This is a genomic window from Cupriavidus gilardii (assembly GCF_013347325.1).
GTDB lineage: Bacteria > Pseudomonadota > Gammaproteobacteria > Burkholderiales > Burkholderiaceae > Cupriavidus > Cupriavidus gilardii.
The window spans coordinates 2,716,847-2,740,730 of sequence record NZ_CP054626.1; the positions used below are offsets into that span (position 1 = coordinate 2,716,847).

Consider the following 23,884-nt stretch of genomic DNA (forward strand, 5'->3'; position numbering starts at 1 on the left):
CCTGGCAATCTTGTATTTGGCGGCCGCGCTGCGGGCGGCGCGGCGTCGCGGGTTCCGGCGGCGCTCGGCCGCAGCCCAGGGTTGGATCGGCGGCCGATCAGCGCGCGATCATCAGCGCCAGCTGCAGCAGACCGTCCCACGGCTCGGCCGGCATGCCGTCGACGCGCAGTCCCTTGGTCTGCCGGTCCAGCTTCGCGGCCATCGCCAGCGCGGCTTCGAGGCGCTCGGTGGACAGCCGCTGCGCGGCCTGCGGCACCAGCTTCTCGCGCGGTCCCCAGATGCGCAGCTCGCGGGTCAGCACGCCCATCGGCTTGCCGCCGGCCAGCCCCTGCCGGACCTTGGATAATACGCGAATTTCCTCGGTCAGCGCCCACAGCACCAGCACCGTGGCCTCGCCCTCGCCGCGCAGTCCTTCGAGCATCCGCACCAGCCGCGGCACGTCGCCGCCCAGCATCGCCTCGGACAGCTTGAAGACGTCGTAGCGCGCGACATTGAGCACCGCGTCGTGGACCTGGTCGAAGGTCAGCACGCCGGCCGGGTACAGCAGGCCGAGCTTCTGGATTTCCTGATGCGCGGCCAGCAGGTTGCCTTCGACCTTGTCCGCGATGAACTGCAGCGCGCGGCGGCCCGGTTCGCCCGGTTCCACACGCTGGTTCTGCAACGCCAGCCGCTCGCCGACCCAGGCCGGCAGCCGCGTGCGATCGACGTTGTCGACCTTGATCGAGACGCCGGCGCCTTCGAGCGCCTGGAACCACGCCGATTTCGACGCGGCGAAGTCCAGCCGCGGCAGCGTGATCAGCATCACCAGATCGGACGCGGACTGGGCGCCCGCCAGCTGCGCCGCCACCGCGCGCAGCACCTCGCCGCCTTCCTTGCCGGGCTTGCCCGACGGAATGCGCAGCTCGACGATCTTGCGGTCGCCGAACAGCGACATCGATTGCTGCGCCTCCAGCAACTGGCTCCACTGGAAGCCGCGCTCGGACACCAGCACGTCGCGCTCGCTGTAGCCTGCCTCGCGCGCGGCCTGGCGCAGACGGTCGACCGCCTCGAGCACCAGCAGATGCTCGTCGCCGTGCACCACGTACAGCGGCGCCAGGCCACGCGTCTGTGCCTGGCGCAGGTGACCGTCGAGAGCGTCGAGCTTGAGCTGCATCCGCTGGGCCGTGTCCTTGTCTGTCTTGCCTATCGTGCCGGTCGTGCTTGCGATCGCGCCATGCGCGGCCTCAGGCCGGCTTGGCGGCGGCGAGCCGGCGCATCAGCTGCTGCACGATGTCGCGCTGCATGTCGCGATACAGCTGCTCTTCCTCGTAGCCCTTGGCCAGCGCGTTGGCCTCGTTGTAGGTCAGGTCGCGGAACAGCACCATCTGCGACGGCGCGATCATCTCGCGGCCGGCGGCATCGCGCAGCCGGAACGTGAAGCGCTGCGTCAGCCGGTATTCGCGCACCACGCCGGCCGTCGTGATCGACAGCACGGTCCGCGTGCGGGTGTCCTCCAGCACGTCGAGCAGCGCGTCGGCCTGCTTCGGGTCGGTGACGACGATGGTGTCGGAGCCGCCCTGGATCGCGCGGGTCAGTTCCGCACCCATCAGCGAGTTCTTCGGGATGCCGACATACAGCCGCTTGAAGGCGAAGTCCGAGCTGCCGCGCAAATGGAAGCCGCAGCCGGCCAGCGCACCGGCGGCCAGCAGCGCAGCCAGCACGGCGCGGCGATTCGGGTTCGGTCTAGTCATGGCGCGATTCCTTTGATTGGGACGATGGCGCGGCGGCGGGATGCCTTGCGGGACGGCCCGCCTCAGATCACCACGTTGACCAGGCGGCCGGGCACCACCACGATCTTCTTCGGCGCGGCACCGGCAGCGAACTTGGCGACGGTCTCGCTGGCGGCGGCCATCGCTTCGATCGCGGCGCGGTCGGCGTCGGCCGGCACCGTCAGGCTGCCGCGCACCTTGCCGTTGACCTGCAGCACCAGCTCGATCTCGCTCTGCACCAGCGCCGCCTCGTCGACCTGCGGCCACGGCGCATCGAGCAGATCGCCATACGCGGTGGCGTAGCCCAGCTCCTGCCACAGCACGTGGGTAATGTGCGGCACCACCGGGTACAGCACGCGCAGCAGGATGCCGAAGCCCTCGCGGCGCGCCGCCGGCGAAGCCGACTTGGCGTCTTCCAGTGCGTTCAGCATCTTCATCGCGGCGGACACCACGGTGTTGTACTGGATACGCTGGTAGTCGTAGTTGGCCTGGCGCAGCACGCCATGCACCTCGCGGCGCAGCGCGCGGTCCGCGTCGACCGCTTCACCGCCGGCAGCCGCCGCCCGGATCGCCTCGGCGTTGGCCTGGCCATAGGCCCAGACGCGGCGCAGGAAGCGCGACGCGCCCTCGACGCCCGAGCTGCTCCACTCGAGCTGCTGCTCGGGCGGCGCGGCGAACATCGTGAACAGGCGCGCGGTATCGGCGCCGTACTGGTCGATCAGTGCCTGCGGGTCGATGCCGTTGTTCTTGGACTTCGACATCTTTTCGACGCCGCCGATCTCGACCGGCTGGCCGTCGGCCTTCAGCGTGGCGCCGACCGGTCGGCCGCGCTCGTCGGTCTTCACGTCGACGTCGGCCGGATTGAACCAGTGCTTCTTGCCGCTGGCGTCCTCGCGATAGTAGGTCTCGTTCAGCACCATGCCCTGCGTCAGCAGGTTGGTAAACGGCTCGCCGAACTTGACCAGGCCCAGGTCGCGCATCACCTTGGTCCAGAAGCGCGCATACAGCAGGTGCAGGATCGCGTGTTCGATGCCGCCGATGTACTGGTCCATCGGCATCCAGTAATCGTTGCGCGCGTCGACCATCGTGGCCGCGTCCGGGCACGTATAGCGCATGTAGTACCAGCACGAGTCGATGAACGTATCCATCGTGTCGGTCTCGCGCCGGGCCGGCTTGCCGCAGGACGGGCAGGTGCATTCGAGGAAGCGCGGGTCCTTCGCGAGCGGATTGCCGCTGCCGTCCGGCACCAGGTCCTCGGGCAGCACCACCGGGAGGTCCTGCTCGGGCACCGGCACCACGCCGCAGCTGTCGCAATGGATCAGCGGGATCGGCGTGCCCCAGTAGCGCTGGCGCGAAATGCCCCAGTCGCGCAGGCGCCAGGTCACCTTCTTCTCGCCCAGGCCCTTGGCGGCCAGGTCGGCGGCGATCGCATCGACCGCGGCGCGATGGTGCAGGCCGTCGTAGCGGCCGCTATGGATGCAGCGGCCATGTTCCTTGTCGGCGTACCAGTCCTGCCAGGCCTCGGTCGAGAACGGCTGGCCGTCGACGTCGATGACCTGCCTGATCGGCAGGCCGTACTTGCGCGCAAAGGCGAAGTCGCGCTCGTCGTGCGCGGGCACGCCCATCACCGCGCCGTCGCCGTAGCTCATCAGCACGTAGTTGCCGACCCAGACGTCGACCGGCTCGCCGGTCAGCGGGTGCACGACCTTCAGTCCGGTCGGCATGCCCTTCTTTTCCATGGTCGCCATGTCGGCTTCCATCACCGAGCCGCGCTTGCACTCGTCGATGAAGGCGGCCAGTTCCGGATTGGTCGAGGCGGCGTGCGTGGCCAGCGGGTGCTCGGCGGCGACCGCGCAGAAGGTCACGCCCATGATGGTGTCGGCGCGCGTGGTGAACACGTACAGCTTGCCGCCGCCGATCAGCTCGCCGTCGTCGCCGACGATCGCGTGCGGGAAGGCGAAGCGCACGCCCTCGCTCTTGCCGATCCAGTTCTGCTGCATCACCTTGACGCGCTCGGGCCAGCCCAGGCCTTCAAGCTCGCCCAGCAGTTCCTCTGCGTATTGCGTGATGCCGAGGTAGTACATCGGGATCTCGCGCTTCTCGACCACCGCGCCGGAGCGCCAGCCGCGGCCGTCGATCACCTGCTCGTTGGCCAGCACGGTCTGGTCGACCGGATCCCAGTTGACGGTGCCGGTCTTGCGATAGGCGATGCCCTTCTCGAGCATCTTCAGGAACAGCCACTGGTTCCAGCGGTAGTAGTTCGGATCGCAGGTGGCGACCTCGCGCGACCAGTCGATTGCCAGACCCATCGACGCCATCTGCTTCTTCATGTACGCGATGTTGTCGTAGGTCCAGGCCGCCGGCGCCACGCGGTTGTTGATCGCGGCGTTCTCGGCCGGCATGCCGAAGGCGTCCCAGCCCATCGGCATCAGCACGTTATGGCCGTTCATGCGCAGGTAGCGCGCCATCACGTCGTTGATCGTGTAGTTGCGCACGTGGCCCATATGGAGCTTGCCCGACGGATACGGCAGCATCGAACAGGCATAGAACTTGGGCTTCTCCTTGCCGTCGGGGCCCACCGCGTGCTCGTCGACGCGATAGGCATCGATGGCTTGCCAGTGCTGGCGGGCGGATTCTTCGACTTCGGCGGGGAGGTATTTGTCTTGCATGGTTGGGACAGCGGTGCGCGCGCGGCGCATCGGCGATGTGGAATCTGGCAGCGGTTGAAGGCACGCCGGCCGTTGCGGCGTGCGGGAAACGCCGATTATAACCGGCGGTGGCCTGCGGAAACGGCGCACTTGTCGTCCCGCCCAGGCGGGACCCAGCGACGTTTGCAATCCTGCCGGGACAATCCGGCGGCTGGTCCCGCTTTCGCGGGGACGACGGCAATGCCGCCCCGAGGGGCTTACTTCAGGCCCAGCACGTCCTGCATGTCGAACATCCCGTTGGGCTTGTCCGCCAGGAAGCGGGCGGCCCGCACCGCGCCATCGGCATACGACTGGCGGCTCGAGGATTTGTGGGTGATCTCGATGCGCTCGCCGATGCCGGCGAACAGCACCGTGTGGTCGCCGACGATATCGCCGCCACGCACCGTGGCAAAGCCGATCGAGTTCGGATCGCGCGCGCCGGTATGTCCCTCGCGCGCGAACACGCCGCAGGTCTTCAGGTCGCGGCCGAGCGCCTCGGCGATGACCTCGCCCATCTTCAGCGCGGTGCCCGAGGGCGCGTCCACCTTGTGCCGATGGTGCGCCTCGATGATCTCGATGTCGTAGCCGGAGGACAGCATCTTCGCCGCGACCTCCAGCAGCTTGAAGGTCGCGTTGACGCCGACACTCATATTGGCGGCGAAGACCACGCCGATCGACTGCGCGGCCTCTGCCAGCGCGGCCTTGCCGGCCTCGTCGAAGCCGGTGGTGCCGATCACCATCTTGACGCCGAGCCGACGCGCCACCTGCACGTGGGCCAGCGTGCCTTCGGGACGGGTGAAGTCGATCAGGCAGTCGGCACCGGACAGGGCGGCCTCGATGTCCGAGGTGATCCTGACACCGGTTTGGCGGCCGAGGAACAGGCCCGCGTCCTGCCCCAGCGCGGCCGCGCCTGGCACGTCGAGCGCGCCGGCCAGCGTCACGCCCTCGGCGTCCAGCACATATTCGATCAACATGCGGCCCATGCGGCCGGAGGCGCCGGCAATAGCGAGTTTCATGGCGAGTCGGTTCCCCGGAAAGAAATCAGGCGAATAACAGCGGATGACAGCGAATGACAGGACAACAAGACTGGAACGGCGCCGGGCGCAGCGTGATTGGGCCACGCGCGCCGCGGCGCCGATGCCACGGCATGGGCGACTGGGCGAAGGTCCGCGCCCCTGCTGCTTATCTTATTTGAGGGTGTAGGCGGGACCGGCGCTGGCGGCGCGCTCGCTGGCCGGCTCGCCGGCGGGCTGCGACGGCGCCGCACCGGCTGGCGCGGCCGCGGCTTCGGGCGCCGAGGCGGACGGCTGCGCCTGCGCCTGCGGCTGTGCGGCGTCGGCCGGCGCCTGCTGGTCGCCCTGCTGCGCCTGCGGCTCGGCCGGCGCGGCGGCCTGTTGCGGCGCCGACTTGGCACCCTTGTTCGCCTCAGGCGTGCGCTTCATGCCGTCGATTTCGGCGATCAGCTCGTATTCCGACGGCAGTTCGTCGCCGCCGAAGCGGACCAGACGATCGTTGTCGAAGAACACCGTGAAGCGGCGCTGCTGCACCACCTGCGTATTGCCGCGCTTGAACGAGAACACATAGTCCCAGCGATTGGCGTGGAACACGTCGGTCAGCAGCGGCGTGCCGAGCAGGAACTGCACCTGGTCGCGGGTCATGCCCTCGCGCAGTTGCGCGGCGGCCTCGCGCGAGACGAAGTTGCCCTGGACGATATTGATCCGGTACGGCGTGATCGCGTTGGCGATCTTGCGGGAAGTGCTGTCGTAGGTCGAGCAGGCGGCGGAGGCCAGCGTGATGGCTGCCAGAAGCGTGGTCAGCAGCGCCGGGCGCAGGGCGGATGTTCGAATGGAATCCATGTAACTCGCAGTTCTCGCTACCGAAGGAAGGGAAAGTGCCGGTCGGTGGGCATGGTCGACGCGTCCGCGTGAAACACGCGTTCGCCGCCGCGTGAAGGGCTCGGCGCATTGCCGGCACCGGCCGCGCCGGGCGACTTTTGCCGGCAAAACCCTTATGATTCAACAATCCAGACATTGTACTCTAGGGAGTCACGCCCATGCCGAGTCCGGCGGAACTCAAAAATATCGGCCTGAAAGCAACCGTGCCGCGGCTGAAGATCCTCGAAATCTTCCAGACCAGCGAGCAGCGCCATCTGAGCGCGGAAGACGTCTATCGCATCCTGCTCAACGAACATATGGATATCGGACTGGCAACCGTGTATCGCGTGCTGACCCAGTTCGAACAAGCCGGCCTGCTGTCGCGCAACAACTTCGAATCGGGCAAGGCCATCTTCGAACTGAACGAAGGCAAGCACCACGATCACCTGGTCTGCCTCGACTGCGGCCGCGTCGAGGAATTCTTCGACGGCGAAATCGAGCAGCGCCAGCAAAGCATCGCGCGCGAGCGCGGCTTCGCGCTGCAGGAGCATGCGCTGTCGCTGTACGGCAATTGCACCAAGACCGCCTGCCCGCATCGGCCCAAGCGCTGATGCAGGGCACCGCGTGCAAAGAGGCACGCGGCGGGCAACAAAAAAGTTCTGGTGTCAAGTCCTTTGTGCAAATCACGCAGGACTTGAAACCGTATATGGGACAGTAGGTTAGCTCTTTTCTCGGCCACTTTGGCGCGGTGTGGCTTCGTGGGCTAGGAGCCACATAGGAGCGTTGGGAGAGAAAGCCACATCGCACTGTGTCGTGCTGGATTGCCGAGGGACGGCGGGCTTGTCTTGTCATCATAGCCCAGGCGGCTCTTGGCGGCATCCAGAATGAAGAACGCGCAGCCTTGGGCTGCGCGTTCGATGGATGTTGCTGGGCAGGCTTCGAGGGCCATCACGTCGGCTTGGACGGCACGCTCCGCGTCGTGGTGCCCTTCCTGAATCCCCGATCCCCCGCCATGAACGCCTCCAGCATGTGCGGGATCAACTTCTCGGCATCGACGGCCTCGCCATACGCCTGCGCGTGCAGCGCGGCGTAGCGGTCGAGGTCGGCTTTCAAGCTGGCCGGGCAGGCAAAGGTCAGCTTGACGCTCTCGGTCTTGGGCAGCGGCCCTAGCCGCAGTTTCTTCGTGTTCATTGGGAAGCTCCCCGGTTGAAGAACAGCGGCTGGCACGGCCGCAGCACCAGATCCCGGTTCACGATGACGCGAACCGGCAGGCCCGGCCTAATGGTCAGCGTCGGCTGGATGTCCATGTTGCGCCGGGTGATCTCCTGACCCACCTGATTGATGCTGTCCTGGGCGCTGTCGCGCCCCGCGATGACGATGCGGTTGCCGTCCTGGCGGTTCTCTGGCGCGGCCAACTCGGCGCCTACGCCCAGCAGCGTCGTCAGCACGGCGCCCGCGACGATGCGATTCCAATGCCAGTCCACGTCGTCTTCCAGGCCGGCGTAGCCGGCTGGATCGGTGCCGACAAGGTTGTCGAGCGTCAGCGAGGACGTATCGGGCAGGATGACCCGGTTCCACACCACCTGCACGCGGCTCTGCCCGTAGCTGACCTGGCTGTTGTATTTACCCAGGATGCGCGACCCCTGCGGGATCAACAGGAACTTGCCCGTGGCCGAGTCATAGACCGGCTCCGTCACCGTGGCGATCACGTCGCCTGGCAAGTCCGACTTGATGCCCGTCACCAGCGCGCCCGCAATCACCGTTCCGGCCATGACCTGATACGGCGAGGCCGGCATTTTCAGGTTTCCGGAATTGCGGGTTTCCATAGAGCCGCCTTTCAGGAACGCCTCTTTCTGGTCTTGCCGGTTTTGCACAGCTGTCGGATCGGCAGGCTGGGGCGCCGCCGAGGCCGGCCCAGCCGCGAGCGGGTCGAAGGCCGCGAGCGTGTTGGCAGCACCAGGCACACCCGGCGGCGCCACCGTGGCCGTGGCGGCGGCCTGGCCCTGGCCGCCCGAGCGGAAAAACACCGACGAAGCCGCTGCGGCTTCCGCCTCCTTGCGCAAGGCGTCGTTGGGATCGTGGCCGGGGGCCGCGTAAGCGGCCACGGCGGACTGCTGCGAGTTCACGATGGCCGGGCCAAGATCGCCCGGCAGTGGCGGCCCCAGCTCGGGCACCTTCGGCGGCAGCTTCGAGTAGTCGGACGGCAGGCCGTCCAGCCCTTCGGACTTCGAGACGCGATCGACGTTGTAAAGCTCGGTCTGCTCGCCCGCGCCGCGCCGGTGCGGTTGCAATGACCAGATCGTGGCCCCGAGCACGGCGACCGACAGGCCGCCGACGAGGACGGCCAGCGTGCGCCGGTTCAACCGGGTCACGGCACGCGGCTGGGCGCGAAGCGCCACCGCCTCGGGCGCGACCTTGCCTGCCTGCCGCGTGGCGAGGTCGGGGGTATCGTCCTGGCTCATGGTCAGTTCCTCCGTGCCACGCCATCCGTGCGCTCGATCCGCACCACGTCGCCCTTGTCACCGCCCAGGCGCAACTCTGCCGCGCCAAACAGGCGATCCACGATGTAGTACGGCGAACGGAAGCGGTAGTTCACCAGTTGCCCGTCGCCTTCCGGCCCGATCACGAACAGCGGCGGCAGTTCGCCTTGCGCGATGCCGGCGGGGAACTGGATATAGACCTTCTGCCCGTCGTCGAAAGCGCGCAGCGGCTTCCACGACGGATTGCTGCCGCCGATCGCGTAGCGAAAGCGCAGGTTCTCCAGCGACAGGCCGCTATCCACCGGCGCGGCGGCGCTGGCCGCTTGCGCCTGGCGCTGCAAGGCCAGCATCCGGTCGCGCGGGTACTCCCAGGACACCGACGCCATCCACGTCTTTTCCGTGGAAGTCAGTTCCAGCAGGTACGTCCTCCGGCTGGTGATGATGACCAGATTGGTCTTGAGGCCCGAGCGGATCGGCTTGACCAGCACGTTGACGCGCAAGTCGGCACCGCTGCCGCTGGACGTGTCGCCCACGATCCAGCGCACGGTATCGCCGGCGGCCACCGTCACCAGCTCCTCGCCCGGCTGCAAGGCAACCATCGTCACCCGGCCCACGGCCGCATAGACCTGATACAGCGCGCCATCGGTGAAGGGCCACACCTGAATCGCGTTGACGTAGCCCTCGCGCGTGGGCGCGACACGCGCCTCGGCATTGGCGCGTGAAACGCGCACCTTCTCGTCGGCCGGCTCGGGCGTGGGCTTGGCGTCCTCGGCCTCGGGTGCCGGCATCAACTGCGCCGGCATCGGCAGCACCTCGGGCACGGCCACAACCTCCACGGGCGCGGGCGGCTCCGGCATCGGCTGGGCCTGCACCGGCACCGGCTCATCGAGCGAGATGGTCGGCGGCGGCTTGCCTTGCGTGGCGCAGCCCGCCAGGGCAACAAGCATCAACGGCAAAGCGTAAAAGCGGAAAGACAGGTTCATGGTTTTGCTCCTTCGGAAGAATCCAGCTCGCGGCTCCAGGAAAGGCCGTTGACGTAGATGCCCAGCGGGTTCTTGCGCAGGCGTTCTTCGGTGCGCGGCGGCTGGAGCACGATGGACACCACGGCCGTCCACCGTTCCAGGCCCGCCGCAGCGCCGTTGACGTAGCGGCGTTCCGTCCAGCGCACGTTGAAAGACGTGTCGCTGGCACGCACGACGCTGGTGATCTGCACCGTCACCGACTCCTTTCCGATGCGCGCGAACGGGTCGTTGACCCGCGCGTAGTCGTTGAGCACGGCCGCGCCTTTGTCGGTCGTGTAGTCGTAGGCGTCCAGCCAGTTCTGGCGGACGACGATGGGGTCGATGGACAGCGAGCGCACCAGCGTCACGAAGCGCGCGATGTGGTGCGCCGTCTGCGCATCGTTGGGCCGGTACGGCGTGGCGGCTTCGCCCACGGCGCGCACCTGGCCCGCGTTGTCCACCTCCACGACGTAGGGCGTGACGATGGATTGCGCCGAGCGCCACACCAGTCCGCCGGCCATCAGCAGCGCGAGCGTGAGGCAGCCGAAGGCCATGAATCGCCAGTTCTTGGCCTGGACGCGGGCCGAGCCGATACGGTCGTCCCACACCTGGCCGGCGGTTTGGTACGGCGTGGCAGGCTGCGGCGTGTCGGCGTAGCGCACCTGCGGTTTCTTGAATCGCATGGTCAGTTCTCCTTGTGAATCGCGTCAGTCGTCGGAGCCGCGCAGGCTCGGGCCTTGCCCGGAGCCGCCGCCGTCGCCACCGCGCAGCGCGTGGGCAGCGGTGGTCGCGGCGTGGGTGAGCTGCTGGCGGCGATGCAGCCGCTTGGCCCAAGCGGGCTGCTCGGGCGCCTGTGCAGCGGCAGCGCCTGCCGGCGCTTCGCTGGTGGCGGCCTGGCCGGCTGACGCGCCAGCGTCGCCGTTCCAGCCCGCGCGGAACGGTGCGGCCATGCGCTGCCCGGCAGCGGAAGCGCGGGATGCGGCAGCGCGTCCGGCAGACTGCGCGCCGGTCTTGGCGACGTTGCCCAAGCCCGCCATCGCGCCTTTGGCACCGCCGCCGGCGGCAGCGGAACCCGCCTGGAACGCCGACTTCGCGCTGCCAGCCGCCGACGTGGCGGCACGCGCGCCGCTGCCGGCCAGCTTGGCGGCAGCCGGGGCCATGCGCGCGCCAGCGGCCACCGCGCCGCCCACGCCCGTCGCGGCAGCACCGACAGCCACTGCCGTTCCGGCCGCGCCGACGGCGGCACCGGCCATCGCGCCCGCGCCGAGCTGGGGCGCGCCGGACACAAGGCCCGTGGCGATGCCGGGGCCGAAGATCCCGAGCGCGAGCAAGGTGAGCGAGGCCAGCATGATGACCAGCGCGTGGTCGATGTTCGGCTCGGCGGGGTGGACTTGGAACTGCGCGAACAGGCCCGAGCCGATGCCGACGATCACAGCCAGCACCAGCACTTTGATGCCAGCGGCCACGACGTTGCCCAGCACCTTCTCGGCGAGAAAGCTGGTCTTGTTCCACAGCGCGAACGGCACCAGCACGAACCCGGCGAGCGTGGTCAGCTTGAACTCGATCAGCGTGATGAAAAGCTGGATCGCCAGCACGAAGAAGCACAGCACCACGACCAGCCACGCGAGGAACATCACCACGATGGGATCGAGATTGGCGAACACCTCGGGGAAGCCCGCCATCTCGCCGATCTGCTCCAGAATCGGCGCCCCGGCGTCGATGCCGGTCTTGGCGAGCCGGCCCGGCTGCAAGAAGTTCTCCATCGTGATGGCCGAGCCGGTGGCGGTGATGCCCAGCCCCGCGAACGAGCGGAACACGATGCTGGCCAGCCAGTTGAAGTTGTTGAGGATGTAGGCGAAGGCACCGACGTAGAGCACCTTGCGCAGCAGCTTGGCGATCACGTCATCGCCTTGGCCGGTGGCGTGGCTCATGGCCCAATACAGCCCGGCGATCGTCATGTCGATGACGATCAGCGTGGCCGTGAGGAACGCCACTTCGCCGCGCAGCAGCCCGAAACCCGAGTCGATGTAGGTGGCGAAGGTGTTGAGGAACTGGTCGATGATGGTCACGTCATTCATGGCGTGCCCTCCGGTTCCTCGAAGCTGGGCGGGATCGGCGGCAGGTCGGCCAGCGTCTGGTATTCATCCGGCCCGGCCTCGCCGGAAAAGAAGCGCCGCCGGAAGGCTTCGGCGGCGGCGCGGCAAGCGTCCTCGCCCGTGGCCTGCCGGTCGGCCGCGCATTGCGCGCGCAATGCCTTGAGCCGCACGCGATCGGCGGCCAGGGCATCGGCGAGGTTGTCGGCCGGCTGCTCGCCGCAAGCGGCCAGCAGCACGGCACCAAGGACGAGGACGCATCGCATGGCGGCCTCCTGTCAGTCGCGGTAGAAGTTGACGGACTGCGGCGTGTACGGCGTGCCTTCCCCGAGGAAGCGCCGCCGCACTTCGCGGGCGCGCTCGGTGGCCGCCGCCTGCCGCGCCAGTTCCAGCGAGGCGGCCCGGTCTTGCGTGATCTGGAGCCGCTGCGACTGGATCGACTGCTTGGCCTGCAAGGCGAGCAACTGGTTCATGGCCTGCATCGCCTGCAACGCGCCTTGCGCCGACTGGCTCTTGCCGACCAGATCGGCCAGCACGCTTTCGTCTTCGCCCAGGTTCTGCGACACCTGCGCCTGCATCTGCATGGTGGTCTGCAAGCCGCCCAGCGTGTTCTTCCACCGCTCCTGGGCGTCGCGGTACATCTGGTCGCCGCTGACGGTGGCGGCGTACTGCTCCGGGTACAGGCGGGCAAACTCCCGATCCAGATTCGTCACGTCGTAGGCCAAGCCTCGGGCCTGGGCGATCAGCCGCTCGGTCGTCGCCAGGTTGGCGCGCAACTGGCCGACCACGCTGGATGGAAGGCTGGCGAGGTTGCGCGCCTGGTTCATCAGCATTTGCGCTTCGTTCTGGAGCTGGCGAATCTGGTTGTTGATCTGCTCCAGCGTGCGGATCGCGGTCATCGTGTTCTGCACGAGGTTGGTGGGGTCGATCACGACCCATTGCGCATGGGCAGTGGCGGTGCAAAGCATGGCCGCGATGGCAGCGGCGACAAGGCGCTTCTTCATGGCAGGATCTCCTGTGGTTGGTCAGCGAGGGAATCCGGCGCGAGGCCGGGGAACGAGGGCAGCAGGTCAGCCGCCCAATCGAGGCCGCGATGGCGCAGCCAGGCACCCGCGAAGCCGGGCGTGCCGGCGTCCAGCAGCACGCGGTCTATGTCGCGCTGGTCTTGCGGCGTGGAAGCGCCCGCGAAGGCCAGCGTCGCCGCCCCCAGGTCGAGGTCGAACAGGCGGTTGCCGAGGCGGGATTGGTAGTAGTAGTCGCGCTTGGGTTGCGCGGTGGCGACGATCTCGATCTGGCGCGAGTTCAACCCGAAGCCCTCGTAGATCGTGCGAATCTGCGGCTCGGTCGCCTGCGGGTTCGGCAGGAAGATGCGGCTTGCGCAGCTCTCGATGATTGCGGGCGCGATGCTCGAATCCTTAATGTCCGCGAGCGACTGCGTGGCGAAGATCACCGACACGTTCTTCTTGCGCAGCGTCTTGAGCCACTGGCGGATGCGCGCGGCAAACACTGGGTCATCCAGGAACAGCCACGCTTCATCGAGGATCAGCAGCGTGGGAGCGCCATCAAAGCGTTCGTCAAAGCGCGCAAAGAGGTAATGCAGCACGGCCATGACGGCGGCCTTGCTGTGCATCAGCTCCTCCATCTCGAAACCCTGCACGTCCGCCATGCCCAGCCGGTCGTGGTCGGCATCCAGCAGCTTGCCGTGCGCGCCGCCCAGCACATAGGGCGCGAGCGCCTGGCGCAGCGCGTTCGATTGCAGCAGCACCGACAGGCCGGTCATCGTGCGCTGCTCGACGGGCGCACCGGCCAAGCTGCCCAGCGCCGACCAGATGGCGGCTTTCTCGTCCGGGCCGACTGCTACGCCTTCATGCAGCAAACGGCCTTCGATCCATTCGGCGGCCCAGGTGCGGTAGCCTTCGCGGTCAATGCGGGCGAGCGGCTGGAAGGCGATTTCGCCGTCCGTGCCCAAGTCGTAGTGCTCGCCGCCAAGCCCGAGGATCGTGGCGCGCATCGAACGCCCCATATCGAACGCGAAGATGCGCGAGCCGAGGTAGCGGCGGAACTGCATCGCCAGCGTGGCGAGCAGCACTGACTTGCCCATGCCCGTCGGGCCGGCCACCAGCATGTGGCCCACGTCGCCATCGTGCGTGACCAAGCGAAACGGTGTGGCGCCATCGGTGCGCGTCACGATGAGAGGCGGGCCGTCCAGATGCGCGTTGCGCTCGGGGCCGGCCCACACGGCCGACACCGGCATCATGTGCGCCAGGTTCAGCGTCGAGACGATCGGCTGGCGCACGTTGGCATAGGCGTTGCCGGGGAGCGAGGACAGCCACGCATCCACGGCATTGAGCGTTTCGGAGATGGTCACGAAGCCCCGGCCCTGGATGACGCGCTCCACCATGCGCAGCTTCTCGTCGGCTGCGGCCGGGTCGGCATCGAGCACCGTCACCGTGGCGGTGAGGTAGCCGAAGGCGACTTGATCACTGCCCAGCTCCTGCAACGCGGCATCGGCATCGGTCGCCTTGTTCGAGGCATCCGTGTCCACCAGCGGCGACTCCTGTTGGAAGATCGTTTCGCGCAGCAGCGCGATGACGTTCTTGCGCTTGGCGAACCACTGGCGGCGCAGGCGGGCGAGGTCTTTTTCCGCCTCGGATTTGTCCATGCAGAGGAAGCGCGTACTCCAGCGATACGCAAATCCGAGGCGGTTGAGGTCGTCCAGAATCCCCGGCCAAGTGGAAGTCGGGAAGCCCCGCACCGACACCACGCGCAGGTGCTGATCGCCCAGCATGGGTGCCAGTCCACCGACCAGCGCGCAGTCGGTCAGCAGCGCGTCGATATGGAACGGCACTTCGGGCACCGCCAGCGAATAGCGCCGCGTCGAGATGGTGGCGTGCAGGTAGGTCAGCGTCTGGCTGTCATCGAGCCAGGCGATTTCCGGCATCACGCCATCGAGCAGGTCGAAGACGCGATCGGTCTCCGCCACGAAGGCATCGAGCCGGCCGCGCCAATCCACGCCTTCGGTGGGCCGGTTCTCGTACAGCATCCCCGCCGCTCGGGCGCGCGACTCCTCGGGCGGTAGGTACACCAGCGTCAGGTGATAGCCGCTCTCGAAGTGGTTGCCCGAGTCCTCAAAGGTGGCGCGGCGTTCCTCGTCCACCAGCCATGACAAGGCTTCTGGGAACTCCGAGTGCGGATAGTCGGCGGCAAGCCGGCGCTCGGCTTCGATGAACAGCGCCCAGCCCGATCCCAGCCGGCGCAGCGCATTGTTCAAGCGCGCCGACGTGGCGATCAGCTCGCCTTGCGTGGCACTGTCGAGGTCAGGCCCGCGAAACCGGGCCGTGCGCTGGAAACTGCCGTCCTTGTTCAAGACGACACCCGGCGCGACGAGCCCGGCCCACGGCAGCCAATCGGCGAGCAAGGCCGGGCGCTGGCGGTATTCGGCGAGGTTCAGCATGGCGGCGTCCCCTCACACGTCCAGCAGCGGGCGGTGCTTGATGTGCCGGGCGAACACGGCCATGAACTGCGGATCGACGCGCGCACCCCATACCGCCAGCGAATGGCCGACGATCCAGAGCACCACGCCAGGAATCCACAGTTGCAGGCCCAGCCCGACGGCGGCGGCCAGCGTGCCGTTGGCAATCGCCACGGTGCGCGGTGCGCCGCCCAGCAAGATCGGCTCGGTGAGCGAGCGATGCAAAGGCACCTCGAACCCGGCCGCGAAGCTATCCGGGCCGCTCATACGACAGCCCCGCCCGAGAACGAAAAGAACGACAGGAAGAAGCTCGAAGCCGCGAACGCGATGGACAGGCCGAACACGATCTGGATCAGCTTGCGAAAGCCGCCCGACGTGTCGCCGAAGGCGAGCGCGAGGCCCGTGGCAATGATGATGATGACCGCGACGATGCGCGCCACCGGCCCCTGAATCGACTCCAAGATCGACTGCAACGGGCCTTCCCAGGGCATCGAGGAACCAGCGGCCTGCGCGGTGCCGGCCAGGAACAGCAGCAGCGCGGCCAGCAGCAGCCCTCGCCCCGCAGGGCGGGCCAGGCAGCGCAGCCGTGCAAGGCGCAAAGCCGGATTTACGGAAACACGGAAAGCAGGAATGGTCATCTGCGTCATAGCAGTTCTCCAGGTTGGTCAGGGGACGAGGAAGTCGCCGCAGCGGGTGCGGCATCAGGGATCGGCGGCAGCTCGGGAAACGGCGTTTCCAGCGCGTCCACCAGTTGGTAGCCCACGCCGTCGAAGCCGACGATGCGGGCGATGTTCTCGATGCGGCGCTTGCGTCCGCGCCCGGCGATCTGGATCACCACGTTGACCGCCTCGGCGATCAGCGCACGCGGCGGATTCACCGCCACTTCGAGAATCAGTTGCTCCAGGCGCAGCAACGCGCCCAGCGCGGAGCCGGCGTGGATCGTGGCGACGCCGCCGGGGTGGCCGGTGCCCCACACCTTGATGAGATCCAGCGCCTCGGCACCGCGTACCTCGCCGACGACGACGCGATCAGGTCGCAGGCGCATGGACGAGCGCACCAGCTCGGTCATGGACACCACGCCGGAGCGCGTGCGCAGCGGAACGTGGTCGCGGGCCGCGCATTGCAGCTCCACCGTGTCTTCGAGCACCAGCACGCGGTCGCCCGTGGCAGCTATCTCGGCCAGCAGCGCGTTCGCCAAGGTCGTCTTGCCGCTGCTGGTGGCCCCCGCGATCAGGACGTTCTGGCGCTCGCGCACGGCGCGCACCAAAAAGCCCGCCTGGGCGGCGGTCATCATTCCGTCCACGACGTACCGCTCCAGCGGGATCACGCCGATGGCGCGCTTGCGCAGCGCGAAGGCCGGCCCCGGCGCGGCTGGCGGCAGGATGCCCTCGAAGCGTTCACCGGTTTCGGGCAGTTCGGCGGACAGCAGCGGCTGGCCGCGATGCACCTCCGCGCCGACGTGGGCCGCGACCAGGCGGATGATTCGCTCGCCATCGGCTTCGGGCAGCTCCACGCCCATAGGCGCGCGGCCCGACGACAGGCGATCCACCCAAAGGGTGCGGTCAGGGTTGAGCATGATTTCCACCACGTCGGGGTCTTCGAGCGCGGTGGCGATCAGCGGCCCCATTGCCGTGCGCAGCATCTGGATGCGCCGGTCGAGCGACGTGGCACTCATGGATTGGGAAACGGCGCTCATGACGCACGCTCCTGCGCATCGGCGGCTGCCGCCGCGTCCTCCATCCGCACCGAATCGGGATGCAATTCCTCCACCACGTCGCGCACCAGGCTGCGCCCACGCATCAGGTGGCGGCCAAGCTGCTCGGTGAACTGCTCGAAACGCGCCTTGCCCAAGGCGCGGGCCGCCTCTTGGTGCGCCTCGGGAACCGGCGTGCTGACGGTCAGGTAGTAGCGGATGAACAGCGCCAGCGTCTCGATGGCGATGCTCTGGTCGCGCTCCATTCGCTCGGCCTGGCGCGAGAGGCGATCAAGGCGCTTGGCGATGGCCGCCTCGCGCTGGTCGGCCGCGTCCGGCGACAGCCAGGACGCCAAGGCAGCGGCGACGATGCTGGACTTGGACACGCCTTTCTTGGCGGCCAGTTCATCGAGCCGCTGGGCGTGCTCGGGCTGGATAAAGAGGTTCAGGCGATAGTGGCTCATAGCTCGATTCCGTCGTTGGGGTCGAGGGACGCCAGCCGGGCCGTGCGCTGCATGGCCGGATCAAGCTGGCGAGGAAGGGGAAGCGGCAGGTCGTCGTCGTCATCGAGCAGGCCGAGGTCGGCCGCGGGCGCGGCCAGCTCGGGGTCGTAGGCGACGGCCTCAGTTAGCTCGGGCTGACGGCGCGGGCCGCCGTCGTCGGCCGACGCCCGGAAGCCTTCGGCGGCATCGGCCGCAGGCGCGGCAGGCACGGCAGGAATCGCCAGGCCACTCCAGTCGTCGGGGCGCAGTGGCGGCGCGTCGGCGTACCGGCCGTCCGCCAGCTCGGGCGGCGGCAGCACGCGCTGCTTGAAATTGGCGTCGGCGTAGTAGCGCAGCTTCCGGGCCTTGATCGGCGCCATGCTGGACACCATCACTACGGCATCGTCCGGCGGAAGCTGCATCACCTCGCCCGGCGTCAGCAGCGGGCGGGCCGTCTCCTGGCGCGACACCATGAGGTGGCCCAGCCACGGCGCGAGCCGGTGGCCCGCGTAGTTGCGTTGCGCGCGCAGCTCGGTCGCAGTGCCCAGCGTCTCGGAAATGCGCTTGGCGGTGCGTTCGTCGTTGGTGGCGAACGTCACCCTGACGTGGCAGTTGTCGAGAATGGAATGGTTCTGTCCATACGCCTTGTCGATCTGGTTGAGTGACTGCGCGATGAGGAAGCTGCGGATGCCGTAGCCCGCCATGAAGGCCAAGGCTGTCTCGAAGAAGTCGAGCCGCCCCAGGGCCGGGAACTCGTCGAGCATCAGCAGCAGCTTGTGGCGGCGTTCGATGCCGTCGCTGCCGTCCAGCGATTCGGTGAGGCGTCGCCCGATCTGGTTGAGGATCAGGCGGATGAGCGGTTTGGTGCGCGATATGTCCGAAGGCGGCACCACCAGGTACAGCGACACCGGATGCTCGGCCGCGATCAGGTCGGCGATGCGCCAGTCACAGCGCGAGGTGACTTCGGCCACCGTGGGATCGCGGTACAGGCCGAGGAACGACATGGCGGTGCTTAACACGCCGGAACGCTCGTTGTCCGACTTGTTGAGCACTTCACGCGCCGCCGACGCGACTACCGGATGCGGCCCCTCGCCCAAGTGGGGCGTGGTCATCATTCGATGCAAGGTCAGCTCGAACGGGCTGGCCGGGTCGCTGAGGAAGTTGGCGACGCCGCGCAGCGTCTTGTCTTCGCCCGCGTAGAGCACATGCAGGATCGCGCCGACCAGCAGCGCGTGGCTGGTCTTTTCCCAATGGTTGCGCTTCTCCAGCGCGCCTTCGGGATCGACCAGAATGTCCGCGATGTTCTGCACGTCGCGCACTTCATGCGCGCCGCGCCGCACCTCCAGCAGCGGGTTGTAGGCCGCCGACTTCGCATCCGTGGGGTTGAACAGCAGGCAATGCGAGAAGCGCGAGCGCCAGCCTGCGGTGATCTGCCAGTTCTCGCCCTTGATGTCGTGGATGACGGCGGACGCGGGCCAAGAAAGCAGCGTCGGCACCACCAGGCCGACGCCCTTGCCCGAGCGCGTGGGTGCGAACGTCAGGACATGCTCTGGCCCCTCATGGCGCAGGTACTGGCGGTCGTGCTGGCCGAGGAACACGCCCTCTGGCTGCGTGAGGCCCGCCTTGCGAATGTCATGCGCGTTCGCCCAGCGGGCCGATCCGTAGGTCGTGACAAGGCGTGCCTGCCGCGAGCGCCAGACCGACATGGCAATGGCGACGGCCACGGCGACCATGCCACTGCTGCCAGCGATGGCTCCGCCGGTGTCGAAGATTTCCGGGGTATAGGCGCCGTAAGAAAACCACCACTCAAACAGCTTCCACGGGTGATAGATCGGCGTGCCAAGAAGATCGAACCAGGGCGAGCCAAGGCGTACTTGATAGCCAAGGGCTGCTGCTGTCCATTGTGTGGCACCCCACACTCCGGCGATCACGATGCCGAATACCACGGCGATCTGACCGAACAGCACGTTCGTCCCTTGCATGACCTGGCCTCCGATTTCTCCTGCGCCGATTCCTCATGGAAAAAGCGGCACAAGGACGTGCCGGAGGCGTCAGGATCGGTGCCGCGTCAGTGCCGGTCAAAGACCGTTTTAAGCAGAAAGATCGAGCAAAAAGAAAGAATTAGCGCGGTGGCGAGCCAACGAAAAACGTCGCAAGCGCAGGCGCGTTGCGGCGTGTCGGTCAGGAAATCCAATATTCGTGGCGAAGCGGCCACGATCAAAACTTAGGCGGCTCCTTCGGCGGTGTGTAGGGCGTTTCCCCGTCGCCATAGAACCGCTTGCGCGTGGCCTCGGCCACCCGGTTGCACAACACGTCGCCCAGCTTGGGGCGGTCGGTCTTGCACTGCTGGCGCAGTTCCTTGAGCCGTTCGGGGTTGGCCGCCAGCTCTTCCACTGTCGGGATGTTGGCTGCGGAACCGGCGGACTTCTGTGGCCCATCGGACTGGCCGCAGGCAGTCAACACGGCAACCAGCAAGAATGGGATGATCTTCTTCATGGCGTCAGTTCCTCCGGGTGATCGGGATTACGGCCTCGTATGGGCCTGGGGGTTTCCGGCTGTTCGATGGCCTGTGCGCGCTCAATAAACCGCGCCAACTCGTCGGACGGATCTCCGTCCAGCCGCAACAGATAGGTCGTGAGGGGCGACACGCGCGAAGCTAGCGGCCGGGCCACTACACCCGGCTCACGGCTGGCGGCAATGTGTGCACTGCCTGCTAGGCCGAGCGCAAAACCGGCCGAGACTAGGGCCATCATCAGGTCGGTGGACGAAACCCTCTCTGCAATCAGTGGCTCCACATCCGCACGGCGCAACACCCGTTCAACTTGCTTGGCATGGCCCTCACATGCCTGTGGATCGCACAGAACCAGTGGATAGCGAAGCAACTCATCCAAGGGGATGCGCTTGTGGGCCAGAAGCGGATGCCGAGCTGGCACGGCCACCATCAGCGCATCGCTCCATGCGGGCGTGGCGACGATACCGTCGCCCACTTCGTCGGATTGAGCAAACCCTACGTCATACAGATCGCTATGCAGCCCCTTGATCTGTTGCGATAGGGGCACCTCGAAGAACCGGATTTCGACCTCGGGTTCTTCCTGGCGGCAAAGTACGAGCAACGCAGAAAGGCGCGACGGCGTGATGCCGTCGGACAATGCCACGCGCAACTGGCCATGAAAACCGTTTGCTGCCGCTTTCACGCTATCGCGTGCCTGCTCCAAGGCGGAGAGCACGCGGCGCACGTGCTCCAGAAACAGCTCGCCCGCACGGGTCAGCCGAGTGCTGCGCGTGGTGCGGGCAAACAGCATCACGCCCAGTTCTTCTTCCAGTTCCTTGATGGCCCGTGACAGTGGAGACTGCTCGATGTGCAGCCGCTCGGCAGCGCGGGCGAAATGGAGTTCCTCAGCAACCGCAATGAAGCAGCGCAAGTGACGAAGTTCCATAGTCTTGTCCTTCCATGATCCATGTTGATTCGGGGGACGAGATGCACGCCTGCTGTAGCACCAGTCGAGCTGAGGCCAAATATTGAATAAACAATTATACATGTGTTCATATATTAGTCAAAGAAGCCTGCACCGTGCCGTGGTGATGTTCGATTGTGAGGAGATGAATGGTGCAAGCTGCACGAGGGCCAATGGGCATCGTGGAGGCCGCTTGCCAAAATAGTGCGAGCCCCACCGGGGCTCGCGAGATGCGGAAGGTGCTATGCCTTCAGGGGGAAAGCCCGAATCAGGCTGGGTTGATTTCCAGCGCGCCGCGGTTGATCTGGTCGCGCTCCATCGACTCGAACAAGGCACCGAAGTTACCTTCGCCGAAGCCCTCGCGGTAGTTGCCCTTGCGCTCGATGAACTCGAAGAACACCGGGCCGAGCAGCGGCTCGGAGAAGATCGGCCTCACGCTCACGGCCTACCTGAACGTGCGTCTCGAAAAGCACTCCGACTCGCACAAGCGCAATCCCATGGACGTGTTCCGCGCGTCGGTCCAGAAATGGCCGGAGGTCGTGGAATGCCATGCGCTGACCGGCGACATGGACTATCTGCTGCGGGTGGTCGTCAGGAACATGGCTCACTACTCTCGCTTCGTGCTCGACACGCTGCTCAAGCACCCCAGCGTGCAGGACTGCAAGACAAGCTTCGTGCTGGATCGGGTAAAGAGCACCACGGCCTTGCCCTATGAGCATTCGGCCGATTGGTGTAGCGGGGATGCAAATAGCGCTTGACCTTCCAACCGTGGCAAGGACCAGACTTCAAACACCCCAACCCGAAAGGAGTTTTCCATGCAATTCCATCTCGAAGACATGACCTGCGGCGGCTGCGCCCGCACCGTTACGAAAACGATCCAAACGATCGACCCCAACGCCAAGATCGTCACGGACCCGCCGACCCGCCGTGTCGAGGTCCAGACCTCGGCCTCGCAAGAGCAGATCGCCGCGGCCCTGAGCGAAGCTGGCTTCCCGCCGCGCGCGCAGTAACACCGCGTCGTGGCCGGCCTGCACACAGGACGGCCGATGCGAGCACGTGCGCTGCGCCGTACCTGGCGCGGCGCTCAGTGCATCCCAAGGTAGGCGACCTTGGCCCACATCCACAGGGCCATCGCCACCATCATCAGGTTCTCGGTCAGGGACACGAAGCCCAGCGGCACGTTGCTGTCCCCGCCCACACAGGCGCACTTGAGTTCCCGGCGATCGACATAGACCGCCTTGAAAACCGACACGGCCCCGACGGTCCCGATGAACAGCGCCAACGGAATCGACACCCACATCCCCACGCCCGCGACCATCAGGACGCCTGCGATGGCCTCCGCGAACGGGTAGAAATAGGCATACCGAACCCAGCGCTTGGCCAGCAGGTCGTAGTTGAGGAACATCGTCGCGAAGCCGTCCACGTCCTTGAGCTTCTGCAGCGCCAGGAGACACATGGCAAAGGCCACGAACCACTCTGCCGCCTGAATGCTCCAGAGCTGGCCGAAGGCCGCCCAGCTCGCCGCCAGCGCCATCGCGGCCGCCATGGCGAACAGCGCGATCACAGGGGTGTAGGTCACGGCGTTCTTGTCCTTCACGGACATGCCGAAGAATTTGCGCAGGTCGTCGTAGCCGCCCACGCGCCGCCCGTTTATGAAGACCTGGGGCGTGGTCTCGACGCCATGCTCCTTCTTGAACGCATCCGTCTGCTCGCGGCTCGCCAAGTGTTTGTCCTCGACCTCGTAGCCCTTGCGGTTGAGCAGATCGAGCGACTTCAGCCCGTAGGGGCAGGTATGGCCGGGCATGACCATCCGGTAGAGCGTGGCTTGTTTGGGCGCAGACATGCTGGACTTCTCCTGTGGGACTTTTCATGGGCCGGCCGCAGCGCCGACTATCACGGATTGAAGGACTTTGACGACATTTCCAGCCTAACCGGCGGTGGTGCAAGGGGGTGTAGGCATCTGGCTCCCGGGGCGGTCGTCAGGCTGCAACGCCGTCAGTCCTCCGTCTGCCAGAGCAACCCCGCCGCAGGCCGGCGCGCCCGCGGCGGCACGCTGGGTCCTAGTGGTTCTCCTTGGCATGGTTGATCGTGTACTTCGGGATCTCGACGGTCAGGTCCTCGTTCGCCACGATGGCCTGGCAGCTCAGGCGCGATTGCGCCTCTAGCCCCCAGGCCCGGTCAAGCAGGTCGTCCTCGCACTCCTCGACCTCGTTGAGGGAATCGAATCCCTTGCGCACGATGCAGTGGCAGGTCGTGCAGGCACAGCTCATGTCGCAGGCATGTTCGATCTCGATGCCGTTGTCTAGCAGCGCCTCGCAGATCGAGGTGCCGACCGGCACGTTCAGCTCGGCGCCCTCGGGCGCCAGTTCAGGATGGGGCAAGACGGTGATCTTGGGCATGGTCTCTCCCGGCTGCTCAGTGCGCACGCGGCTTCTTTGCCGCTGCGTTGCCACTTGCACGCCGTGGCACGGCGCCGGTGCGCGCTTCGGGCTCGTCGTCGCTGGTATCGAGTTGCTCCAGCGTGTGCAGGATCGGGCAGTCGGGCCGTTCGTCGCCGGCGCAGCACCGGATCAGCGCCTTGAGCGTCTCGGCCATCTCCAACATGCTCGCGATGCGCCGGTCCAGCTCGGAGATGTGCTGCTGCGCCAGGCGCTTGACGTCGGCACTCCGGCGCGACTTGTCGTTCCACAGTCCCAGCAGGTCCGTGATCTCGGCCACCGAGAAGCCGAGGTCGCGCGCACTCCGGATGAAGTGCAGCCGGTGTACGTCGTCCTGGCTATAGGCGCGGTAGCCCGAATCGTTCCGGTCGGCCGGGGGAATCAAGCCGATCTGCTCGTAGTAGCGGATCATCTTGGCCGAGACCTTCGAGGCCTTGGATGCTTCACCGATGTTCATGGTG

The 23,884-nt window shown here is 66.8% G+C and carries 26 protein-coding genes and 2 pseudogenes; 4 read left to right on the forward strand and 24 right to left on the reverse strand.

Annotated features, from left to right (window positions below; all coding sequences use genetic code 11):
- Positions 1-97: 97 nt before the first annotated feature.
- The 5 genes from holA to FOB47_RS22405 all read right to left on the reverse strand — a co-directional run bounded on the left by holA (position 98) and on the right by FOB47_RS22405 (position 6,291).
- On the reverse strand, positions 98-1,153 hold the full coding sequence (gene holA / locus FOB47_RS22385) for a DNA polymerase III subunit delta (RefSeq protein ID WP_053822505.1): 1,056 nt from the start codon (positions 1,151-1,153) through the stop codon (positions 98-100).
- Between the two features lie 70 nt (positions 1,154-1,223).
- Positions 1,224-1,730 (reverse strand): LPS-assembly lipoprotein LptE, encoded by a 507-nt coding sequence (locus FOB47_RS22390; protein WP_006579735.1) that lies wholly within the window; start codon positions 1,728-1,730, stop codon positions 1,224-1,226.
- 62 nt (positions 1,731-1,792) lie between these two features.
- Positions 1,793-4,417, reverse strand: coding sequence for a leucine--tRNA ligase (gene leuS / locus FOB47_RS22395; protein WP_174782158.1), 2,625 nt, complete (start codon positions 4,415-4,417; stop codon positions 1,793-1,795).
- A gap of 236 nt (positions 4,418-4,653) precedes the next feature.
- Positions 4,654-5,451 (reverse strand): 4-hydroxy-tetrahydrodipicolinate reductase, encoded by a 798-nt coding sequence (gene dapB / locus FOB47_RS22400; protein WP_174782159.1) that lies wholly within the window; start codon positions 5,449-5,451, stop codon positions 4,654-4,656.
- A gap of 171 nt (positions 5,452-5,622) precedes the next feature.
- On the reverse strand, positions 5,623-6,291 hold the full coding sequence (locus FOB47_RS22405) for an outer membrane protein assembly factor BamE (protein ID WP_053822508.1): 669 nt from the start codon (positions 6,289-6,291) through the stop codon (positions 5,623-5,625).
- A gap of 197 nt (positions 6,292-6,488) precedes the next feature.
- On the opposite strand from FOB47_RS22405, the gene fur reads away from it, so the two are divergent.
- Positions 6,489-6,920 carry a ferric iron uptake transcriptional regulator gene (gene fur / locus FOB47_RS22410; RefSeq protein WP_023263964.1) on the forward strand — a complete coding sequence of 144 codons (432 nt, stop codon included), beginning with the start codon at positions 6,489-6,491 and terminating at the stop codon, positions 6,918-6,920.
- Positions 6,921-7,257: 337 nt separating this feature from the next.
- Here the strand turns inward: fur and FOB47_RS22415 are convergent, their stop codons facing one another.
- Genes FOB47_RS22415 through FOB47_RS22475 form a run of 13 tightly spaced genes read right to left on the reverse strand, consistent with a single transcriptional unit; the run spans position 7,258 to position 19,512 of the window.
- Complete coding sequence (locus FOB47_RS22415) at positions 7,258-7,500, reverse strand: DUF2274 domain-containing protein (RefSeq protein ID WP_008786880.1); 243 nt, start codon at positions 7,498-7,500, stop codon at positions 7,258-7,260.
- Positions 7,497-8,771 carry a TraB/TrbI/VirB10 family type IV secretion system protein gene (locus FOB47_RS22420; RefSeq protein WP_008786881.1) on the reverse strand — a complete coding sequence of 425 codons (1,275 nt, stop codon included), beginning with the start codon at positions 8,769-8,771 and terminating at the stop codon, positions 7,497-7,499. The genes FOB47_RS22415 and FOB47_RS22420 overlap by 4 nt, the downstream gene beginning before the upstream one ends.
- Positions 8,772-8,773: 2 nt before the next feature.
- Positions 8,774-9,772: a P-type conjugative transfer protein TrbG gene (gene trbG / locus FOB47_RS22425; protein ID WP_008786882.1), complete on the reverse strand. Its 999-nt coding sequence runs from the start codon at positions 9,770-9,772 to the stop codon at positions 8,774-8,776.
- Entirely contained in the window at positions 9,769-10,473 is a 705-nt protein-coding gene (gene trbF, locus FOB47_RS22430; protein WP_008786883.1) for a conjugal transfer protein TrbF, read from the reverse strand. The genes trbG and trbF overlap by 4 nt, the downstream gene beginning before the upstream one ends.
- 24 nt (positions 10,474-10,497) lie before the next feature.
- Entirely contained in the window at positions 10,498-11,868 is a 1,371-nt protein-coding gene (gene trbL, locus FOB47_RS22435; RefSeq protein WP_021221531.1) for a P-type conjugative transfer protein TrbL, read from the reverse strand.
- Positions 11,865-12,149, reverse strand: a complete 285-nt coding sequence (locus FOB47_RS22440) for a hypothetical protein (RefSeq protein ID WP_008786757.1) — start codon at positions 12,147-12,149, stop codon at positions 11,865-11,867. The genes trbL and FOB47_RS22440 overlap by 4 nt, the downstream gene beginning before the upstream one ends.
- 12 nt (positions 12,150-12,161) lie before the next feature.
- On the reverse strand, positions 12,162-12,887 hold the full coding sequence (gene trbJ, locus FOB47_RS22445; RefSeq protein ID WP_008786756.1) for a P-type conjugative transfer protein TrbJ: 726 nt from the start codon (positions 12,885-12,887) through the stop codon (positions 12,162-12,164).
- A complete protein-coding gene (gene trbE / locus FOB47_RS22450; RefSeq protein WP_033946784.1) occupies positions 12,884-15,337 on the reverse strand; it encodes a conjugal transfer protein TrbE in 2,454 nt (817 codons plus the stop codon). Before trbE ends, trbJ begins: the two co-directional genes overlap by 4 nt.
- 12 nt (positions 15,338-15,349) lie before the next feature.
- Positions 15,350-15,622 (reverse strand): VirB3 family type IV secretion system protein, encoded by a 273-nt coding sequence (locus FOB47_RS22455; RefSeq protein WP_008786754.1) that lies wholly within the window; start codon positions 15,620-15,622, stop codon positions 15,350-15,352.
- On the reverse strand, positions 15,619-16,002 hold the full coding sequence (locus tag FOB47_RS22460; protein WP_008786753.1) for a TrbC/VirB2 family type IV secretion system protein: 384 nt from the start codon (positions 16,000-16,002) through the stop codon (positions 15,619-15,621). The genes FOB47_RS22455 and FOB47_RS22460 overlap by 4 nt, the downstream gene beginning before the upstream one ends.
- On the reverse strand, positions 15,999-17,051 hold the full coding sequence (trbB, locus tag FOB47_RS22465) for a P-type conjugative transfer ATPase TrbB (protein WP_019396556.1): 1,053 nt from the start codon (positions 17,049-17,051) through the stop codon (positions 15,999-16,001). The genes FOB47_RS22460 and trbB overlap by 4 nt, the downstream gene beginning before the upstream one ends.
- Positions 17,048-17,512 carry a CopG family transcriptional regulator gene (locus tag FOB47_RS22470; protein WP_008786751.1) on the reverse strand — a complete coding sequence of 155 codons (465 nt, stop codon included), beginning with the start codon at positions 17,510-17,512 and terminating at the stop codon, positions 17,048-17,050. The genes trbB and FOB47_RS22470 overlap by 4 nt, the downstream gene beginning before the upstream one ends.
- The gene (locus FOB47_RS22475; protein WP_019396555.1) at positions 17,509-19,512 is read right to left on the reverse strand and encodes a conjugal transfer protein TraG; all 2,004 of its coding nucleotides are present in this window, start codon (positions 19,510-19,512) and stop codon (positions 17,509-17,511) included. Before FOB47_RS22475 ends, FOB47_RS22470 begins: the two co-directional genes overlap by 4 nt.
- Here FOB47_RS22475 and FOB47_RS22480 point away from each other — a divergent pair.
- Complete coding sequence (locus FOB47_RS22480) at positions 19,507-19,758, forward strand: hypothetical protein (protein WP_124014400.1); 252 nt, start codon at positions 19,507-19,509, stop codon at positions 19,756-19,758. The two genes, FOB47_RS22475 and FOB47_RS22480, sit on opposite strands and share 6 nt — an antisense overlap.
- Here the strand turns inward: FOB47_RS22480 and FOB47_RS22485 are convergent.
- The 3 genes and pseudogenes from FOB47_RS22485 to FOB47_RS22495 form a co-directional block, all read right to left on the reverse strand.
- Positions 19,748-20,026 (reverse strand): EexN family lipoprotein, encoded by a 279-nt coding sequence (locus FOB47_RS22485; RefSeq protein WP_008786748.1) that lies wholly within the window; start codon positions 20,024-20,026, stop codon positions 19,748-19,750. The genes FOB47_RS22480 and FOB47_RS22485 overlap by 11 nt on opposite strands.
- On the reverse strand, positions 20,023-20,967 hold the full coding sequence (locus tag FOB47_RS22490; RefSeq protein WP_008786747.1) for a LysR family transcriptional regulator: 945 nt from the start codon (positions 20,965-20,967) through the stop codon (positions 20,023-20,025). The genes FOB47_RS22485 and FOB47_RS22490 overlap by 4 nt, the downstream gene beginning before the upstream one ends.
- A 286-nt stretch (positions 20,968-21,253) precedes the next feature.
- Positions 21,254-21,412 (reverse strand): annotated as a pseudogene (locus FOB47_RS22495) (4-hydroxyphenylpyruvate dioxygenase); the annotation flags it as partial.
- Here FOB47_RS22495 and FOB47_RS22500 point away from each other — a divergent pair.
- Both FOB47_RS22500 and FOB47_RS22505 read left to right on the forward strand, forming a co-directional pair.
- A pseudogene (locus FOB47_RS22500) lies at positions 21,405-21,743 on the forward strand (Lrp/AsnC family transcriptional regulator); the annotation flags it as partial. The pseudogenes FOB47_RS22495 and FOB47_RS22500 sit on opposite strands and share 8 nt — an antisense overlap.
- 57 nt (positions 21,744-21,800) lie before the next feature.
- The gene (locus FOB47_RS22505; protein ID WP_003821167.1) at positions 21,801-21,995 is read left to right on the forward strand and encodes a heavy-metal-associated domain-containing protein; all 195 of its coding nucleotides are present in this window, start codon (positions 21,801-21,803) and stop codon (positions 21,993-21,995) included.
- Positions 21,996-22,069: 74 nt separating this feature from the next.
- Here FOB47_RS22505 and FOB47_RS22510 read toward each other — a convergent pair whose 3' ends face one another.
- From FOB47_RS22510 to cueR, 3 genes are all read right to left on the reverse strand, one after another.
- Positions 22,070-22,828, reverse strand: a complete 759-nt coding sequence (locus FOB47_RS22510) for a MauE/DoxX family redox-associated membrane protein (RefSeq protein WP_008786745.1) — start codon at positions 22,826-22,828, stop codon at positions 22,070-22,072.
- 217 nt (positions 22,829-23,045) lie between these two features.
- Positions 23,046-23,384, reverse strand: coding sequence for an ISC system 2Fe-2S type ferredoxin (gene fdx, locus FOB47_RS22515; protein ID WP_008786744.1), 339 nt, complete (start codon positions 23,382-23,384; stop codon positions 23,046-23,048).
- A 16-nt stretch (positions 23,385-23,400) separates the two neighbouring features.
- On the reverse strand, positions 23,401-23,880 hold the full coding sequence (gene cueR / locus FOB47_RS22520) for a Cu(I)-responsive transcriptional regulator (RefSeq protein WP_033946779.1): 480 nt from the start codon (positions 23,878-23,880) through the stop codon (positions 23,401-23,403).
- Positions 23,881-23,884 lie beyond the last annotated feature (4 nt).

Excerpts from the sequence above, each read along its gene's own strand:
- FOB47_RS22510 (WP_008786745.1), bottom strand. The coding sequence starts at position 22,828 with ATGTCTGCGCCCAAACAAGCCACGCTCTACCGGATGGTCATGCCCGGC.
- FOB47_RS22415 (WP_008786880.1), bottom strand. The coding sequence starts at position 7,500 with ATGAACACGAAGAAACTGCGGCTAGGGCCGCTGCCCAAGACCGAGAGC.
- FOB47_RS22455 (WP_008786754.1), bottom strand. The coding sequence starts at position 15,622 with ATGAGCGGCCCGGATAGCTTCGCGGCCGGGTTCGAGGTGCCTTTGCAT.
- FOB47_RS22470 (WP_008786751.1), bottom strand. The coding sequence starts at position 17,512 with ATGAGCCACTATCGCCTGAACCTCTTTATCCAGCCCGAGCACGCCCAG.
- trbL (WP_021221531.1), bottom strand. The coding sequence starts at position 11,868 with ATGAATGACGTGACCATCATCGACCAGTTCCTCAACACCTTCGCCACC.
- fur (WP_023263964.1), top strand. The coding sequence starts at position 6,489 with ATGCCGAGTCCGGCGGAACTCAAAAATATCGGCCTGAAAGCAACCGTG.
- trbE (WP_033946784.1), bottom strand. The coding sequence starts at position 15,337 with ATGCTGAACCTCGCCGAATACCGCCAGCGCCCGGCCTTGCTCGCCGAT.
- FOB47_RS22390 (WP_006579735.1), bottom strand. The coding sequence starts at position 1,730 with ATGACTAGACCGAACCCGAATCGCCGCGCCGTGCTGGCTGCGCTGCTG.
- fdx (WP_008786744.1), bottom strand. The coding sequence starts at position 23,384 with ATGCCCAAGATCACCGTCTTGCCCCATCCTGAACTGGCGCCCGAGGGC.
- cueR (WP_033946779.1), bottom strand. The coding sequence starts at position 23,880 with ATGAACATCGGTGAAGCATCCAAGGCCTCGAAGGTCTCGGCCAAGATG.
- FOB47_RS22440 (WP_008786757.1), bottom strand. The coding sequence starts at position 12,149 with ATGCGATGCGTCCTCGTCCTTGGTGCCGTGCTGCTGGCCGCTTGCGGC.
- trbF (WP_008786883.1), bottom strand. The coding sequence starts at position 10,473 with ATGCGATTCAAGAAACCGCAGGTGCGCTACGCCGACACGCCGCAGCCT.
- FOB47_RS22490 (WP_008786747.1), bottom strand. The coding sequence starts at position 20,967 with ATGGAACTTCGTCACTTGCGCTGCTTCATTGCGGTTGCTGAGGAACTC.
- FOB47_RS22485 (WP_008786748.1), bottom strand. The coding sequence starts at position 20,026 with ATGAAGAAGATCATCCCATTCTTGCTGGTTGCCGTGTTGACTGCCTGC.
- dapB (WP_174782159.1), bottom strand. The coding sequence starts at position 5,451 with ATGAAACTCGCTATTGCCGGCGCCTCCGGCCGCATGGGCCGCATGTTG.
- FOB47_RS22460 (WP_008786753.1), bottom strand. The coding sequence starts at position 16,002 with ATGACGCAGATGACCATTCCTGCTTTCCGTGTTTCCGTAAATCCGGCT.
- trbG (WP_008786882.1), bottom strand. The coding sequence starts at position 9,772 with ATGAACCTGTCTTTCCGCTTTTACGCTTTGCCGTTGATGCTTGTTGCC.
- trbJ (WP_008786756.1), bottom strand. The coding sequence starts at position 12,887 with ATGAAGAAGCGCCTTGTCGCCGCTGCCATCGCGGCCATGCTTTGCACC.
- FOB47_RS22420 (WP_008786881.1), bottom strand. The coding sequence starts at position 8,771 with ATGAGCCAGGACGATACCCCCGACCTCGCCACGCGGCAGGCAGGCAAG.
- holA (WP_053822505.1), bottom strand. The coding sequence starts at position 1,153 with ATGCAGCTCAAGCTCGACGCTCTCGACGGTCACCTGCGCCAGGCACAG.
- FOB47_RS22475 (WP_019396555.1), bottom strand. The coding sequence starts at position 19,512 with ATGCAAGGGACGAACGTGCTGTTCGGTCAGATCGCCGTGGTATTCGGC.
- FOB47_RS22405 (WP_053822508.1), bottom strand. The coding sequence starts at position 6,291 with ATGGATTCCATTCGAACATCCGCCCTGCGCCCGGCGCTGCTGACCACG.
- trbB (WP_019396556.1), bottom strand. The coding sequence starts at position 17,051 with ATGAGCGCCGTTTCCCAATCCATGAGTGCCACGTCGCTCGACCGGCGC.
- leuS (WP_174782158.1), bottom strand. The coding sequence starts at position 4,417 with ATGCAAGACAAATACCTCCCCGCCGAAGTCGAAGAATCCGCCCGCCAG.
- FOB47_RS22505 (WP_003821167.1), top strand. The coding sequence starts at position 21,801 with ATGCAATTCCATCTCGAAGACATGACCTGCGGCGGCTGCGCCCGCACC.